We start from the raw sequence: 14,630 nt of genomic DNA, 5'->3' as shown, positions 1-14,630 counted from the left end.
TACAGTGGTGTCGTGTCCGGCCTCGGGTTGATCACCGACTTCCTCAACACCGTCGACGAGCGGTCGTTCAGCCGGCGCGGCACGGTCCACACCGGCGGCGAGCGGCTCACCTCGCCGGGGGCGCTCGCGGACTGGCTGGCCGAGCACGGGCTGGCCGATCGGACCGACCCGGTCGGGCGGGCGGACCTGGCCGCCGCCGTCGCGCTGCGTACGGCGCTGCGGCGCTCGCTCACGGGTGACGATGACGGCGCCGCCGCGTTGGCGGAGCACCCGCTGGCGCTCCTCCCCGACGGATCGGGCGGGCTGCGGCTCGCCGCCCGGTCGGGGCGACTGTGGCTCGACGCGATCGTCGAGACGGTCGCCGTGGCCGCGGCCCGCGGCGACTGGGGCCGCGTCAAGCTCTGCGCGGCGCCGGACTGCCGGTGGGCCTTCCACGACACCTCGCGCAGCGGCCGCGGCCGCTGGTGCGACATGAACGTCTGCGGCAACCGCCACAAGACCCGCGCCTACCGGCGCCGCCACCAGCGGGCGAGCTGACGCCCACCCCCAACCGACCGGATGGAGTGACGCCGTGCCCGACGGCCTGGAAGCCACCTACCTGGCCTACCTCGACGCGCTGAACGAGCGGCGCTTCGACGACCTGGTCGACCACGTTCGCGACGAGCTGACCTACAACGGCGAGCGGCTCACCCGCCGCCGGTACGCCGACATGATCGCGGCCGACGCCCGCGCCGTGCCGGACCTGCGCTTCGACCCGCACCTGCTGGTCGCGACCGACGACACCGTCGCGTGCCGGCTCTGGTTCACCTGCACCCCGACCAGCACGTTCTTCGGGTGCGCGCCGACGGGGCGGCCGATCTCGTTCGCCGAGCACGTGTTCTACCGGTACGAGGGCGGTCGGATCGCGCACGTCTGGTCCCTCATCGACCGCCCGGCGATCGCCGCCCAGCTCGGGTCCGCCTGACCCCGCGTCAGGCGCCCCGTACAGCGGCAGGGTCCACTCGGGGACGTCGGACGCCCGGATGCCCACCCGGTCGCCCTGCTCGATGCCGCACCGAGCAGGCCGAGCGCCAGCGCGTCGAGCTCCGGCGGCGGCCGGAGGGGACGTCGACGCGGGCCTCGCGATCGGGGGAGGCGGCCGCGGTGCGGTCGAGAGTTGCCGCCGACCGTGTCGCCGAGCAGCGGGACGTCGGGCGTCCCGCAGGCACAGGACGGGACGGCGAGGTTTTCCAGCATTTCCCCACACCCACGGAAAAGAGAGCAAACGGCAGCCGGCCAGGAAAGAGGCGTGTTTCAGATCCGGCGGTTCAGCGGTCGACGGCGCCGAAAACCATCGCGTCGACCAGCCGCCAGTACTCGTCGGCGACGCCCGCACTGTCGGGCGACAGATCGCTCGTGACCTGCATTTCGGGGCCGAACTCCGACAACGTGGCCGTCAGGCTGACCATCATGTAGTGGAACAGCATCGGCTCGACCCGGGGCAGCTTGCCCTGCTCCTGCGCTGCCTCGATCTGGGGCAGCAGCCGGTCGAGCAGGGGCCGCAGGACCGTGTCGGCCACCCACCGCAGCCGCGGGTTGTCGGTGGCCGCCTCCTGCCGCATGAAGCGGTGGAAGTCGGGGAACGCGACCGTGTGGCGGAACAGCGCCTGGTACTCGGCGCGGAGCCGCTCCAGGGGGTCGGCGTCCTCGGGGGCCTGCGCGTCCCACTCCTCGCGGATGCGGGCGAACGTCGACTCGGCCACCGCCTGCCAGAGCGCGTCCTTGGTGGGGTAGTGGTAGGTGATCAGCGGGTGCTGCACGCCCGCGCGCTCGGCGATTCCGCGGATGCTGGCGGCCTCGAAGCCCTTTTCGGCGAACTCCGCCAATGCCGCGGAAAGGATGGTGCTGCGGGTGACCTTCGCCCTCTGCTGTTCCGCACGCCGACGGGGCCGCCCGGCCCCCTGCGAAGCCCCCGACTCCGACCGCTTCCCAGCGGCGGACGCGCTTCTCGACGCCATGCCGAACCCTAACACGGGATCGGCGGCGCCCCGGATTTCAACGCGGACGTGACGAATTCGCCCCGATCGCGAATGGTCGGGTGCGGAGCCGTCACGCCGGGTAGGTGGCGATCGGCGGGGTGAGGAACACGAACCGGCGCTCGCCTTCGAGCATCGAGGAGAGCTCGGCCTCGTACCGGGTCCGGTAGGGCCGCTTCAGCTGCTCGAACAGCTCGTCGCGGCCGCATGCCCACACCTCCCGGAGAACCAGGGTGTCCGGGTCGTCGGCGTCCTCGTGGATGGAGCAGCTGACGAACTCGGGCTCCTGCGCGACGTGGTCGCCGATCTCGAACAGCTTCGCGCGGAACTCGTCGCGGGCCGCCGGCCGGACCGGCAGGAACACGAGGAACTCGGTCGTCTGCTGCGGGCTGGTGGTCATCGAAGTCACCTCTCCGTGGCTCGTGCACCTGCTCGACGGTCGCCGCCTGCGACCGTCACCTGCCTTCGAACTCGATCTCCGGGGGCTCGACGTCGGCGTCGAACGCCGTGGCCGTGTTGACGAACCCGCGTTGCACGTCCGGACCGTCGTACAGCTCCATGGCCACGTCGAGGACCAGCTCGTCGGTGCCCGCGACGCCACCGCTGGACCAGGCCTTGAGCAGCGTGCGGGTGGCGACGTAGGAACGCGTCGGGCCGACGGCGAGGTGGCGCACCAGCGAGTCGGCCTCGGCGTCGAGCCGGGGCTCGGGGACGACGTGCGTGGCGATCCCGAGCTCCCCGGCGAGGGTGCCGGGGATCGGCTCGCCGAGCGTGGCGAACCGCTGCGCCCGCGCCCGGCCCGCCCGTTCGGCCAGGCGCTGGACGCCGCCCGCGATCGGCAGCATCCCCGTGGTCACCTCCACGCACCGGAAGACCGCGGTGTCGGCGGCGACGAGGAAGTCGCACGCGAGCGCCAGCTCGAAGCCGCCGCCGAAGGCGAGGCCGCGCACGACGGCCACGGTGGGCACGCGCAGGCCCTCGAGCGCCCGGTAGGACGTGTCGACCTGGCGGACGAACGTGCGGAACCAGTTCACGTCCTTGCCCGGCCACTCGCGGACCTCGCCGCCGAGGCTGAAGTTCGGGCCCTCCGCGACGACGGCGAGCACGCGGATGCCGCTCTCGGAGGCCGCGTGCACCGCGTCGCGCAGGTTCAGCGCGTACTTCGAGTCGATGCGGTTGTAGGGCGGGTTGGCGAGCACGATCCGGCCGACGCCGTCCTCCTGCTCGAAGCGAACGGTGGTCATGGCGAGGGCTCCTCGTTGTTCGACGGGATGACCGGGAGCAGGAGGTGGGACGGCCGGTCCGCGTCGCGGTAGATGCGGTGCGTCACGGTGGTGCTGCTGGTGACGTGGTAGGGGATGTACTCGACTCCCGTCATGGCGCCCGTCCCGGTCGGGACGTCCATGCTGGTGATCTCGAGGCAGATCCGGTGGCCCGCCTTGAAGGTGTTCGCGGTGCCGAGGATCTGGACGCGGTACTCGACGACCTCGCCCGGTTCGACCGGGGCGACGGAGTCGCGGGTCAGCTTGTGGAACGGCTCCCACGGGGTGGAGCGCTCCTCGTCCAGCGCCCGGTACGAGGCCTTGAGCCAGCCGCGGGTGAGCTCGCGCTCCTTGAGGTCCGGCGGCAGGTCGCGCTCCCCCTCGCGCGCGGTGCGCACGGACACATCGGGGCCGACGTCCTTGAGGATGACGATCCAGTTCGTGTCCGGTTGGTCGATCTCGGCGTACAGGGTGAGGCTGATCGGGCCCACAACCGTGAGGTCGTGCGGCAGCGGGTCGGTCAGGTAGCGCAGGCGCTCGATCTTCGTGGTCTTCGTGAGCGGCATCTGCGTGAACACGTCGGGCTGCCGGGCGGCCGCACCGACCTCGGCCGCCGGGCGCGGGGGCCGGGTGCTCAGCGTCTCCCAGCCGCCGAGGTAGAACCTCGTCCACTCGGTCTCCGGCAGCGGCCAGTCGTCGGCGGTGCGCCACTCGTTGCTGCCCATGAGCCAGTAGCGGACCGGCGGCTCGGACATGATCCCGGTGTCGATCCGCTTGAGCCAGTGGTCGTACCAGCGGATGAGCTCGTCGTGGTACTCGTGGTACGGCCGCTCCAGGTGCGCCGGCCCGGTGAAGATCAGCTTCTTCGGCTGGTCGACGTTGCGGAAGTAGTGCTGCGCGCCCAACCAGTGGAGCTTGTAGGTGTACGCGTACGCCCCCGAACCGGTGTAGAAGGGGACCTTGATCTTCTTGAAGGTCTCCTCGGCCTGCTCGACCACGCCGTCCGGCTCCCAGGGGTGGGTCATGGCGTGGTACATGACGAACGTGCGCTGACCCTTCTGGGTCAGGATGTTGTAGAGGTTGATGAACTGCTTGAAGTCGGGGTTCGCCATGGCCTCGCGCCACAGCGCCTCCTCCTCGTCCGGCAGCTGCGTGGGCCGGTCCCGCGACTCGTGCACCGTGCTGAACACGTCGAGCAGGTACGGGAAGGTGTGCAGCACGCCGCCGGGGAAGAAGTCGCGGAACCCGAACATGCCGCCGTAGGCGCTGCAGGCGTCGTACGGGAAGATCGCCTTCAGCGCGGGGTGGCCCTGCGCGGCGGCCCGCCACTGCTCCCCCGCGTAGCCGGAGATGCCGACCATCCCGACGTTGCCGTCGCACCACGGTTGCTGCGTGATCCACTCGATGGTGTCGTAGTGGTCGGTGTCCTCGTGGCCGTAGCGGCCCTCGGACTTGGCCGAGCCGCGCGGCTGCGCGATGACGTGCACGTACCCGTTGGCGATGAACCGCCGCGTGTCGCCCGCCTCGATCGGGCCGAACCACAGCGGGGCGTGCGCCGGCTGGGGCGGGAGCACGTCGGCGATGTCCGGGCCCTGGAGGTCCTTGTTGTGCAGCGCGGCCGCGTAGAGGACCGGGTAGCGGCCGGGTTCGTCGGGGCGGTAGACGTCCACCGCCAGGCGCGTCCCGTCCCGCATCGCGACGTGGACGTCACGTTCGGCGATCATGCGAACTCCTTCGTTCTGCGCGCTTTCCGGGCGCCACGGCGAAGGCACACGAATGGCGTGCACCGGCGGTGGTCGCGGAAATCCGCTACTTCTTCAGCAGCCAGCCGGCGTCGACCGGAAGCGTCACGCCGGTGATGAATCGCGCCTCGTCCGAGGCGAGGAACAGGACCGCGTTGCTCACGTCGACGGGATCGATGAACGGCGTCGGCAAGGCGTTCAGGGGCTGGTGCGGCCCGTCGGGTTTCGCCGCGTCCTCAGCGGTGGGGTTCTCCAGGTGCGGCATGAACACCTTCCACGCCCACGGGTTCTGGACCATCGGCGAGTCCACCGTGCTCGGGTTGACGGTGTTCACCCGGATCGACTCCGGCCCCAGCTCGACCGCGAGGTTGCGCATGAGGCCGACGACGGCGTGCTTGGCCGCGGTGAAGTGCGCGGTGGTCGGGATGGGGGCGACGCCGCCCACCGAGCTCACGAGGATGACCGAACCCCCGCGGCCACCTGCGCGGATGTGCGGCACGGCGGCCCGGACGGTGTTGACGACGCCGCCGTAGCACACGTCGGTCACGACCTTCCACTCGTCGGCCGGGATGTCGAGCGCGGTGGCGGCGACCGAGATGACGCCGGCGTTGGCCACCACCGCGTCCAGGCGGCCGAAGTGCGCCACGCCGTCGGCAACGGCCTCGGCGACCCCGGCCCGGTCGCGCACGTCGGCCTTCCGCAGGAACGATTTCCCGCCCGCGGCCTCGATCATCACCCGGGTGTCGTCGAGGTCCTGTTCGGTGGCGAGGTCGTAGGGAAGCGGCTCGATGTTCGCGCAGATGTCGATTCCGATGATGTCGGCGCCCTCTTCGGCCATCCGCACCGCGTGGCTGCGCCCCTGCCCGCGCGCGACACCCGTGATGAATACGACTTTCCCGTCCAGCCTGCCCATCATCGCTCCTGTTCGCCTGGACCACCCCGATGGGGTCCGGTGGTCGACGGGAATCACAAGGGAATGCACGTCGAGGCGCGCTCGAGCGCCACGACGGTCAGGTGGTTCGCGGGGCCTCGCCCGCCATTAATCTGTACGTTCGTAAAGTAGAGTAGCGTCGCGCCGAGCGCAAGAGACCCGCGAGTCGCGGGCTGGACGCCGGCGAGTCGCGCTCGTGGTGTGGGCGTGTCGCGGCCGGGGTGTCGGCGAGCCGCGGCCAGACCCTGCCGCGTTCGCGGAACCTCGACGTGCGACCGCCTGCCGGAGCCACCGCGGGTTCCCCCGACCCCGCACCCGAGGGCGACGTCACCCAGCGCCGGCGGCGCTGGAGCGCACCCGCGGTGTGCGCGTCGCCCTGAGGTGGCCCGCACGAGCGCGACCGCCTGCCGAGCGGCGCCTCGCCCGGGTGCGGGCGGTCGAGCGGGTCGCGGCCTGCCCGGTCGCGACCGAGGTCAGTTGAGCAGGAAGTCGTTGGGCGCGACCTTGTTGATCGCGGCTCCGAGCCCGGCGGCGACGAGCGTGGCGACGAACGCCGTGGTGAACATGGCGGTGAGGACGCGTCGGATCCGCCTGTCGCGGCGCACGAGATCCCCGTGCGCGAGGACGACCACCGCGACGGCGGTGGCGAGGAACGGGGCGAGCCAGCCGATGTGCTCTTTCCACTCCATCCCGAAGGTGTGCCACCACGCGGTGGCGTCGCTGCTCAGCAGCCACGAACGCGGGTAGGCGTCGAGGCTCGCGCCTGCAGGGGGTTCGGCCCGGTAGCCGGGGTAGATCAGCCACGTCCCGGAGATCACCGTCGCCCAGGCCGTCAGCGCCATCCCGATCACGCTGGCGATTTGGATCCTCCGGGCGATCGGACCGGTGGGCTCCCGGATGAACGTGGCGAGGCCTCCGGCGAAGGCGTGCAGGAACACGACGGAGACGGCGATGTGGACGATCAGGAACAGCTGGTTGGCGGTGAACACGTCGCTCCTCGAGCGGCTCAATGCCCGGCGATCAGGCCGTAGACGGGTGGGAACGTCCCGAGCAGCCCGATGGTCAGCAGGACGGCCGTCCACCCGGTGACGGTGGTGGTCTTCGGTTGCGCGTTCCGGAGCGCGACGTGCAGGACCAGCCAGACGACGGGGTAGATCACGACCGCGGCCACGGCCTTCCCGGACAGCGGCCCGACGGCGGACGAGAGCGTGAGCCACTGCTTGACCACGCTGATCGACTCGGCGAGCACGACGGCGACGCCGAAGGCGGCGCAGCCGACACCGGCCGCGATGATCGTCGCGGCGACGCGCCCGTCGACGTTCTGCGAAGGCGTCCCCTCCGTCGACCCGGTGCCCGACGAGTCGGCCGGTTGGGCAGCACGTGGCGTGGGCCGAACCGCGATGGGGGCGGTGGCCGCTTCGGCCGGCACCACCTGCGGTGTGCGACCACGCGCCGGCGCCTGCATCCGCGTGGTCGCGTCCGGCTCGGAGTGCCGGGGAGGGGGGAACGAGGCCGATGCGGCAGGGCGTGGGCGCTGCGGGGGCGCGGGTGGTGCCGCTGGTCTCGGCGGCAGCTCGGGCGACCGTGGACGTTCCGGGAGTGGCGGTGCCGGCCGACCGGGATGCGCACCGTTCCCGCCGACGGGTGGGTCGACCCCGCTCGGGGCACCGGCGTACCCGCTCGGTGGCGGGGCTGACCACCGTTGGGTTTCCGGCTCCACCGGCTCGTGCCGATGGCCCGGAACGGGACGGGGACGAGGGCTCGGCCGAGGCGGCAGCTCGCCTGCCGGCGGCGGCACGTGTTGTGTCGTCACTGCCTCCCTCTCGTCTCGCGTTCCTCATCGCCGGGTCCGCATCGGGGACGCAACGGGTGTTGCGGGGTGACCCGCGGTGAGGCTAGCTCACCCATACGGGTTAGCTGAACCTCGGTCGGTGGGTGGATCCGGAGCGGTTGCCGCCGAACGAGTGGATGAGTCATCGGCGGTCACCGTCGGGATCGGCGCGGTACTCGCCCCAGTACTCGTCCGGTCGCGGTGCGTGGTCAGGGGCGTGCTCGCTGCACCAGCCCAGGTGGGCGGGTCGTTCGTGGCATCCGTCCTCCGCGCACGTGGTGAGCCTCAGCCAGAACCGTTCGAGCAGCGCCATGCATGGTCCGAGCCTCCCGTCGGCTGTTCGGGTCGGCGGCGCGGGAGCTCGTCCGGGCGTGTCCGCGAAGGCGAACACGATCGCTGCGACTACGGTCGCGGCGACCCCGGCCATCGCGATGACCACGACGAGGGCGTCGTCCGTTGCGAGCCCGGCGAGGACGCCCGTCAGCCCGATCAGCGACACCGCGAGCTTCACCCGCCGGGCGGGGATGGCCCCGGCGGCCCGATGGGCCGCACCCGTCGCGGATTCCTGATCGATCTGGCGGACGAGTTCGTCGAATCGACGTCGTTCGTCAGGGGTCGGTGCACGATCGCCGCCCTCGTGCCGGGCTGGTCGACGGCGGCGTTGCTTCGTGCGGCGTTGCTTCGTGCGGCGGCACGATCGCACGTGCCGCAGCCGCTCCGCACGTCCGCTCGTGCCCTCCCAGCGCGTTGCCCCGGAGCCTGCGCCGTCCGCGCCGGACGGCTCGTGGGACTCGGCCGGCGTCATCGATCCGATCCGTGGCGTCCGGGCCGGCTGGTGCCCCGTGTCCGAAGGGGTGGCGCCAGGTGCGCCGCGAGGTCCCACCGGTGGACCGGCCGACCCGCGTCCAGGACCAGCACCCGGATGCCGGGACCGGTGGGGAGCCGATCGGCCGGTACCCACCCCGTCGACCCGCCGCCGACGATGCAGTCGGGATTCGACATCGGTACCCCCGTCCTCGGACACCGGTCCGGTGTCGCTGTCCTCGGCTGGTCGTGTCCTGTCAGGTCGTCGCCGGACGGCGTCCCCGTCCGCGCATCCGGACGAGGACCACGTGCACCGCGCAGGCCACCTGGACCGCGACGTAGCCCAGTGCCACCGGCAGCAACGCCGCTCCGACCCCGTCGGGGTGCGCTTCGGTCGACGCCGGCACGAGCAGCGCGGCGACGAGCACGAGCAGTGCGCTGGCGGTGTGCAACCGCGCGTACGCCATGCCGTGCCCGGCGGCCGTGCGCACCCCGAGTTCGTGCACGACGAGCAGCCGGAACGCCAGCCCGAGCAGCAGCAGCCGGAGCACGTCGGCGGCCGCGGCATAGCCCGGCCCGAAGATCGACAGCCCCGGCCCGGCGAGCAACGCGCCCACGGCGAGCGCCGGCAGGAAGATCACCAGGAGTCGGCGGCGCGACGACGAGGTCAGCTCGGCCGCACGGTCGGGGGTGCGCGCCCAGCTGGCCGACAGCGAGTGCATGTAGTAGTTCGCGGCGGTCTCGATGACCACGGCGGCCTGCCACGCGATGAAGAAGGCCGCGCCGGACTCGGGCCCGAACCGCAGGATCACGACCAGCGGCACCTGGTTGAGCAGCAGGGTGTAACCGACCTGCGCCGTCGCGGTCGGGCCGAGGAAGCCCACCACCTCCGACCGGGTGGGCATGGTCCCGCCCTCGGCCCGGCGGGCGAAACGCCGCACGACCACCAGGAGGACCAGCGAGCCGCCCGCGATCCACACCACGATGGGCCCGACCCACGACAGGACGACCCCCTGCGCGCCGAGCGCCGTGCCCAGCACGACGAGCAGGGAGATCCGCACGATGGCGAACAGGCCGTTGCGCCAGACCGTCCACCAGGGTTTGCCGATCGCGACCAGGATGTAGTCGTGCACCACGAACACGCCCCACCCGGCGGTCGCGAGCGCGAACAGGCACATGCCGACAGCCAGGGATCCGTCCACACCGGCGGCGGTGCGGGCCAGGTCGGGTACCACGATGACGTAGCCGAGGCCGACGATCGCGGACAACGGCATGATCAGCAGCAGGCTGCGCCAGACCAGCGGCTGGGCGTGGCGGCCCGCGACCGGCAGCCAGCGGATCAGGCCGAGGCCGAGGTTCAGCTGGGTGATACCGGCGATCAGGATGAACGCCGAGACCACGGCGGCCGCGTGTCCGACCTCGGCCTGGGGTAGGAGGCGCGCGGCGATGAGCCAGCTCGCGAGCCCGGCGAGCGCACCGAGCGCGGAGCTGATCGACAGGGCGAGACCCTCACCGATCCCACCCGACGACTTCGTCTCGGCGTCCTCCGTCGTCGGCGAGGTCATCGGACCGGCGCCGGGGATCGTGATCGGCTGGGTTTGCAGCTCGGCGATCGCGGTCGTGCCCCGGTGCGCTGTCCTCGCCTCCGCCGTGCCGGCATGGGCGAGTGGGATGGGGACGGTGGGACACGGATCCGGCTCCGTCCCGCGCGACGTGCGCCCCGTCACCGCGCGACGTCCTGCCGCGCGGGCATGATCGCGGTGCATCCACCGCGGCGGCTCACGACCTGGTGCGCCACCGCGGCCGGGATGTGGAGTTCGACGCGGGCCGACGAGTCGGGTGCAGTGCGTCGCGGCTCGGGTCCCCGACGGTGGTGCCCGGGTCCGGTTCCGACAGCGTCCCCACCCGACGTGCCCGCCCGGTTCGCCTCCGGCGCGTGCCGCTCCTCCACCGTGTCCGCCGGCTGCCGGAACCTCTGCCCGCCTGCCACATGCGGACGCGCGCGCCGCCTCGCGACCCGGCCGAGCCCCCCGCCGCTGATACCCATGCACACCCTCGCTCACGCACCGTGAACGCAACGCCTGTTGCGCTCTCCGTAAGGATGACGCGCACGGGTGCCCACGGGTTGCCTGCCCCGCCGAACCGATCGGACCTGGTGCGCCGAACGTCACACAGCCGAGGTCCGCTGCGCACCGCGTCGGCGGTGTGTGAATCGGACCTGGGGGGTGTGGAGTCGTCCCGAGGCGAGCGGACCGTCCCGCACGACGGGCAGGTCAGGTGCCGCCCCGCCCGCGACCCACCACGGCGCCTGCGGCCCACCACCGCCGGTGCAGGTCGCGCAGCCGCCGCGCGCGCAGCGGATCCGGCCCGTCGAACCCGGGCAGCACGGCGGCCGCGCCGGAGAAGTCCTGGTCAGCGGTGTAGCCGTTGGTCACCACGACGGTCGCCAGCCCCGCCGCGGTGGCCGCGCGCAGCCCGACCGCCGAGTCCTCGACGGCCAGCGCCTCGCGGGCCGGCAGCCCGAGCGCGGAGAGGGCGCGCTCGTACCCCTCGGGGTGGGGCTTGAGCTCGGCGACGTCGTCGCCGGTCACGACCACCTCGACCGGGTGGGGCGCGAGCAACCGCTCGACCAGCGGCTCCACCCACGTCCGGCGGCCGGTGGTCGCCACCGCGAGCCGGATGCCTGCGGCGGCGAGGTCGGCGACCAGCTCGGGCAGTCCGGGGCGGGCGACGATCGCCCCGCTGGTCACCAGCGCGGTGAACAGGGCCGTCTTGGTCCGGTGCACGCGGGCGGCGATGTCCTCGACATCGCCGTCGACGCCGCGGTCGCGCAGGTCCGCGGCGATCCGCCGGGCGCCGCCGGTGATCTGGAGCAGCCGGCCGTACTCGGCGACGCCCCACTCCACGTCGATCCCGTGCTCGGCGAACGCGGCGTTGAACGCGGGGCGGTGGCCGTCGCGTTCGGTGTCGGCGAGGGTGCCGTCGACGTCGAAGATCACCGCGCGCAGCTGCGGCGCCACCCCTACGACCCCAGCACCCGGACGGCGGTCCGCGCGACCGCTTCGGCCGAGAGCCCGAGGTGCGCGGCGACCTCGGGGCCCGTGCCGCTCTCCCCGAACCGCTCGATGCCGACGACGGCATCGAGCGGGCCCGCGACCGCCCGCCACCCCGTGCGCACCCCGGCCTCGACCCACACCACGGGCGCGTCGGGGAGCCGGAACGCCCCGGTGGTGAGCGCCTCCTCGAACCGTTCCCGCCACATCACCGACACCACCCGCGCCGCGATGCCGCGGTCCGCGAGCAGCGCCGCCGCCTCCCGGGCGAGCGCCACCTCCGACCCGCTGGCCGCCAGCACGACGTCGGGCGCCCCGGGCGGGTCGGTGACGGTCCGGGCCCCGTGCCGGCGAGCCTCGTCCAGGTTCTCGGAACCGAGGACCGGCAGGTCCTGCCTGCTCAGCACGAGCGCGGTGGGACCGTCGAGGTTCGCGGCCGCGAGCTCCCACGCGAGCCGCGTCTCGGCGGCGTCGGCGGGGCGCAGCACGGTGAGCCCCGGGATCAGCCGCAGCGACTCGACGTGCTCGACGGGCTGGTGCGTCGGCCCGTCCTCGCCGACGTGCACCGAGTCGTGGGTGAAGACGTGGACGACCGGCAGCCGCATGAGGGCGGCCAGCCGCAGGGCGGGGCGCAGGTAGTCGGAGAACACGAGGAACGTGCTGCCGAACGGCCGCAGCCCGCCGTGCAGCGCGATGCCGTTCAGCGCCGCGGCCATCGCGTGCTCACGGACCCCGAAGTGGATCGTCCGCCCACCGAACGCCCCCGGGGCGACGTCCCCGCCACCGATCGCGGTGCCGGTGGACGAGGCGAGGTCGGCCGACCCGCCCACCAACGCCGGGTAGGCGTCCGCCAGCGCCGTGAGCGCGGCGGCCGACGCCTTCCGGGTGGCGATCGCCCCGCCCGCCCCGAGGCGGTCGGCGGGCGGGGCGAGGCGCGGGGGTGCCGGGACGCGGTCCAAGGGGAACTCCGCGGCCAGGCGGGGCTGGTCGGCGCGCCAGCGGGCGTGCGCCCGCTCCCACTCGCTGCGCTCGGCGGCCCAGCGCCGGCGGCGGGCCGCCACCGCGGCGCGCACGTCGGCGGGCACGTGGAACGGCTCGGACGGCCAGGAGAACCGCCGCCGCATCGCGGCGAGCGCCGCCTCGCCCAGCGGGCTGCCGTGCGCCTTCGGAGTGCCCGCCACCTCGGGGACGCCGTGGCCGATCGTGGTGCGGACGGCGATGAACGTGGGGCGCTCGTCGTCGGCGGCCGCGTCGGCGTAGGCGTGGTCGAGCGCGTCGAGGTCGGTGCCGTCCTCCACCCGCAGCGTGCGCCAGCCGTAGGCGCGGAAGCGGGCCTCGACGTCGTCGGCGCAGGTGCGCCGGGCCGGGCCGTCGATCGTGACGTCGTTGTCGTCGAAGATCACCGTGAGCTTGCCGAGGCCGAGCCGGCCCGCGAGCGACGCCGCCTCGTGGCTGATCCCCTCCATGAGGCAGCCGTCGCCGACGAGCGCCCAGGTCCGGTGGTCGACGACCCGGTGCCCGCCGGTGTTGCAGCGGGCGGCGAGCATCCGCTCGGCGAGCGCCATCCCCACCGCGTTCGCGATCCCCTGCCCGAGCGGACCGGTGGTGGTCTCGACGCCCGGGGTGACGCCGTGCTCGGGGTGCCCGGGCGTGCGGGAGCCGAGCCTGCGGAACCGGCGCAGCTCGTCGGCGGGCAGGTCGTAGCCGGTGACGTGCAGCAGCGCGTAGAGCAGCGCGGACCCGTGCCCGGCGGACAGGACGAACCGGTCGCGGTCGGGCCAGCCGGGGTCGGCCGGGTCGTGGCGCAGGTGGCGCGACCACAGCACCCACGCGGCGGGCGCCGTCCCGAGGGGCATCCCCGGGTGGCCGGAGTTCGCGGCCTGCACCGCGTCGGCGGCGAGGAACCGCAGCGTGGTCACCGCGAGCTCGTCGACGGTGCCCGCCGCCGCGCCGGGTGCGGCGTGCTCGGTCACGCCCGTCATGCGATCGCCTCCTCGGCGGCGGCGCGCAGCGCGCGGGCGCTGTCGGCCATCGTCCCGGCGAACAGGGCGGACCCGGCGCAGAACACCCGCGCCCCGGCCCGCGCGGCCCCGCCGATCGTGGCGGGCCCGATCCCGCCGTCGACCTCCAGCTCGACGTCCAGGCCGCGCCGGTCGATCTCGGCCCGGGCCGCGGCGATCTTGCGCTCCATCCCGGCCAGGTAGGCCTGCCCGCCGAACCCCGGGTTCACGGTCATCACGAGCAGCAGGTCCACCAGGTCGAGCACGTGCTCGACGGCGGCGAGCGGCGTGGCGGGGTTGAGCGCGACCCCGGGTCGCGCGCCGAGCTCGCGGATCCGCCCCAGCGTGCGGTGCAGGTGCGGGGTCGCCTCGGCGTGGACGATGACGATCCCGCACCCGGCCTCCACCCATCGGGTGAGCATCCGTTCGGGTTCGCAGACCATGAGGTGGGCCTCGAACCCGATGCCCACCCGGTCCCGGCACGCCGCGATCACGTCGGGGCCGAAGGTGATGTTCGGGACGAAGTCGCCGTCCATCACGTCCCACTGGATCCGGTCCACGCCGGCCTTCTCGATCTCCTGGACCTGGCTGCCCAGCTCGGCGAAGTCCGCGGGCAGGACCGATGCGACCACGACGGGCGAGACCGTCTCCGCCATTCACGCCACCTCCTTCGTCGCCGGTGACGCTAGGGAGGCGGAGGCGGGATCCTCGTCCCCCGCCGCGGGGGATCGAGGGGGGAACCGCGGCTGCGACTCCTCCACCCGTTCACCGTCCGCGACCTACCCTTCCCCCATGGTGACGCCGGAACGCGGGCCCGTCCGGGTCGTGCTCGTCGACGACCACGAGATGGTGATCGAGGGGCTGAAGGCGATGCTCTCGGCCTTCCGCAGCCGGGTGCGCGTGGTGGGCGAGGCGGTCGGCGCGGAGACCGCGATGTCGGTCATCGACGGCCTCGCCCCCGACATCGTGCTGTGCGACGTGCGGATGCAGGG

General features: G+C 73.2%; 15 protein-coding genes. 3 read left to right on the top strand and 12 right to left on the bottom strand.

The features are described 5' to 3' along the window. The first annotated feature begins 12 nt into the window (after positions 1 to 12). Together VKZ81_RS16415 and VKZ81_RS16410 are read left to right on the top strand one after the other, a co-directional pair. Entirely contained in the window at positions 13 to 537 is a 525-nt protein-coding gene (locus VKZ81_RS16415) for a CGNR zinc finger domain-containing protein (RefSeq protein WP_324242443.1), read from the top strand. 34 nt (positions 538 to 571) lie between these two features. Then, positions 572 to 964 (top strand): ester cyclase, encoded by a 393-nt coding sequence (locus VKZ81_RS16410; protein WP_324242442.1) that lies wholly within the window; start codon positions 572 to 574, stop codon positions 962 to 964. 343 nt (positions 965 to 1,307) lie between these two features. Here the strand turns inward: VKZ81_RS16410 and VKZ81_RS16405 are convergent, their stop codons facing one another. The 12 genes from VKZ81_RS16405 to rpe all read right to left on the bottom strand — a co-directional run bounded on the left by VKZ81_RS16405 (position 1,308) and on the right by rpe (position 14,294). Beyond that, positions 1,308 to 1,997: a TetR/AcrR family transcriptional regulator gene (locus tag VKZ81_RS16405; RefSeq protein ID WP_324242441.1), complete on the bottom strand. Its 690-nt coding sequence runs from the start codon at positions 1,995 to 1,997 to the stop codon at positions 1,308 to 1,310. A gap of 91 nt (positions 1,998 to 2,088) precedes the next feature. After that, positions 2,089 to 2,415: a putative quinol monooxygenase gene (locus VKZ81_RS16400; RefSeq protein WP_324242440.1), complete on the bottom strand. Its 327-nt coding sequence runs from the start codon at positions 2,413 to 2,415 to the stop codon at positions 2,089 to 2,091. 55 nt (positions 2,416 to 2,470) lie between these two features. Beyond that, complete coding sequence (locus tag VKZ81_RS16395) at positions 2,471 to 3,259, bottom strand: enoyl-CoA hydratase/isomerase family protein (RefSeq protein WP_324242439.1); 789 nt, start codon at positions 3,257 to 3,259, stop codon at positions 2,471 to 2,473. Then, the gene (locus VKZ81_RS16390) at positions 3,256 to 5,001 is read right to left on the bottom strand and encodes a CocE/NonD family hydrolase (protein WP_324242438.1); all 1,746 of its coding nucleotides are present in this window, start codon (positions 4,999 to 5,001) and stop codon (positions 3,256 to 3,258) included. Before VKZ81_RS16390 ends, VKZ81_RS16395 begins: the two co-directional genes overlap by 4 nt. Before the next feature lie 85 nt (positions 5,002 to 5,086). Continuing rightward, positions 5,087 to 5,932: a mycofactocin-coupled SDR family oxidoreductase gene (locus tag VKZ81_RS16385; protein WP_324242437.1), complete on the bottom strand. Its 846-nt coding sequence runs from the start codon at positions 5,930 to 5,932 to the stop codon at positions 5,087 to 5,089. 491 nt (positions 5,933 to 6,423) lie between these two features. Continuing rightward, positions 6,424 to 6,939, bottom strand: coding sequence for a hypothetical protein (locus VKZ81_RS16380; protein WP_324242436.1), 516 nt, complete (start codon positions 6,937 to 6,939; stop codon positions 6,424 to 6,426). 17 nt (positions 6,940 to 6,956) lie between these two features. Further along, positions 6,957 to 7,379, bottom strand: a complete 423-nt coding sequence (locus VKZ81_RS16375; RefSeq protein WP_324242435.1) for a hypothetical protein — start codon at positions 7,377 to 7,379, stop codon at positions 6,957 to 6,959. A gap of 544 nt (positions 7,380 to 7,923) precedes the next feature. Continuing rightward, positions 7,924 to 8,586: a hypothetical protein gene (locus VKZ81_RS16370; protein ID WP_324242434.1), complete on the bottom strand. Its 663-nt coding sequence runs from the start codon at positions 8,584 to 8,586 to the stop codon at positions 7,924 to 7,926. A 256-nt stretch (positions 8,587 to 8,842) separates the two neighbouring features. Continuing rightward, on the bottom strand, positions 8,843 to 10,150 hold the full coding sequence (locus tag VKZ81_RS16365) for a lipopolysaccharide biosynthesis protein (RefSeq protein WP_324242433.1): 1,308 nt from the start codon (positions 10,148 to 10,150) through the stop codon (positions 8,843 to 8,845). A 708-nt stretch (positions 10,151 to 10,858) separates the two neighbouring features. Next, positions 10,859 to 11,605: an HAD-IA family hydrolase gene (locus VKZ81_RS16360; protein ID WP_324242432.1), complete on the bottom strand. Its 747-nt coding sequence runs from the start codon at positions 11,603 to 11,605 to the stop codon at positions 10,859 to 10,861. A 2-nt stretch (positions 11,606 to 11,607) separates the two neighbouring features. Further along, positions 11,608 to 13,620, bottom strand: a complete 2,013-nt coding sequence (gene tkt, locus VKZ81_RS16355; RefSeq protein WP_324242431.1) for a transketolase — start codon at positions 13,618 to 13,620, stop codon at positions 11,608 to 11,610. Next, positions 13,617 to 14,294, bottom strand: coding sequence for a ribulose-phosphate 3-epimerase (rpe, locus tag VKZ81_RS16350; protein WP_324242430.1), 678 nt, complete (start codon positions 14,292 to 14,294; stop codon positions 13,617 to 13,619). The genes tkt and rpe overlap by 4 nt, the downstream gene beginning before the upstream one ends. 136 nt (positions 14,295 to 14,430) lie before the next feature. On the opposite strand from rpe, the gene VKZ81_RS16345 reads away from it, so the two are divergent. Continuing rightward, the coding region (locus tag VKZ81_RS16345; RefSeq protein ID WP_324242429.1) for a response regulator transcription factor at positions 14,431 to 14,630 on the top strand (200 nt) is incomplete at its 3' end.

This window comes from Pseudonocardia sp., assembly GCF_035305885.1.
GTDB lineage: Bacteria > Actinomycetota > Actinomycetes > Mycobacteriales > Pseudonocardiaceae > Pseudonocardia.
The sequence above is the reverse complement of the archived record's forward strand: the minus strand, read 5'-3'. Positions and strand labels throughout refer to the sequence as shown.

What these genes read in the sequence shown, in the direction of transcription:
- VKZ81_RS16405 (WP_324242441.1), bottom strand. Translation starts at nt 1,997, where the DNA reads ATGGCGTCGAGAAGCGCGTCCGCCGCTGGGAAGCGGTCGGAGTCGGGG.
- VKZ81_RS16400 (WP_324242440.1), bottom strand. Translation starts at nt 2,415, where the DNA reads ATGACCACCAGCCCGCAGCAGACGACCGAGTTCCTCGTGTTCCTGCCG.
- VKZ81_RS16395 (WP_324242439.1), bottom strand. Translation starts at nt 3,259, where the DNA reads ATGACCACCGTTCGCTTCGAGCAGGAGGACGGCGTCGGCCGGATCGTG.
- VKZ81_RS16390 (WP_324242438.1), bottom strand. Translation starts at nt 5,001, where the DNA reads ATGATCGCCGAACGTGACGTCCACGTCGCGATGCGGGACGGGACGCGC.
- VKZ81_RS16385 (WP_324242437.1), bottom strand. Translation starts at nt 5,932, where the DNA reads ATGGGCAGGCTGGACGGGAAAGTCGTATTCATCACGGGTGTCGCGCGC.
- VKZ81_RS16370 (WP_324242434.1), bottom strand. Translation starts at nt 8,586, where the DNA reads ATGACGCCGGCCGAGTCCCACGAGCCGTCCGGCGCGGACGGCGCAGGC.
- VKZ81_RS16365 (WP_324242433.1), bottom strand. Translation starts at nt 10,150, where the DNA reads ATGACCTCGCCGACGACGGAGGACGCCGAGACGAAGTCGTCGGGTGGG.
- tkt (WP_324242431.1), bottom strand. Translation starts at nt 13,620, where the DNA reads ATGACGGGCGTGACCGAGCACGCCGCACCCGGCGCGGCGGCGGGCACC.
- rpe (WP_324242430.1), bottom strand. Translation starts at nt 14,294, where the DNA reads ATGGCGGAGACGGTCTCGCCCGTCGTGGTCGCATCGGTCCTGCCCGCG.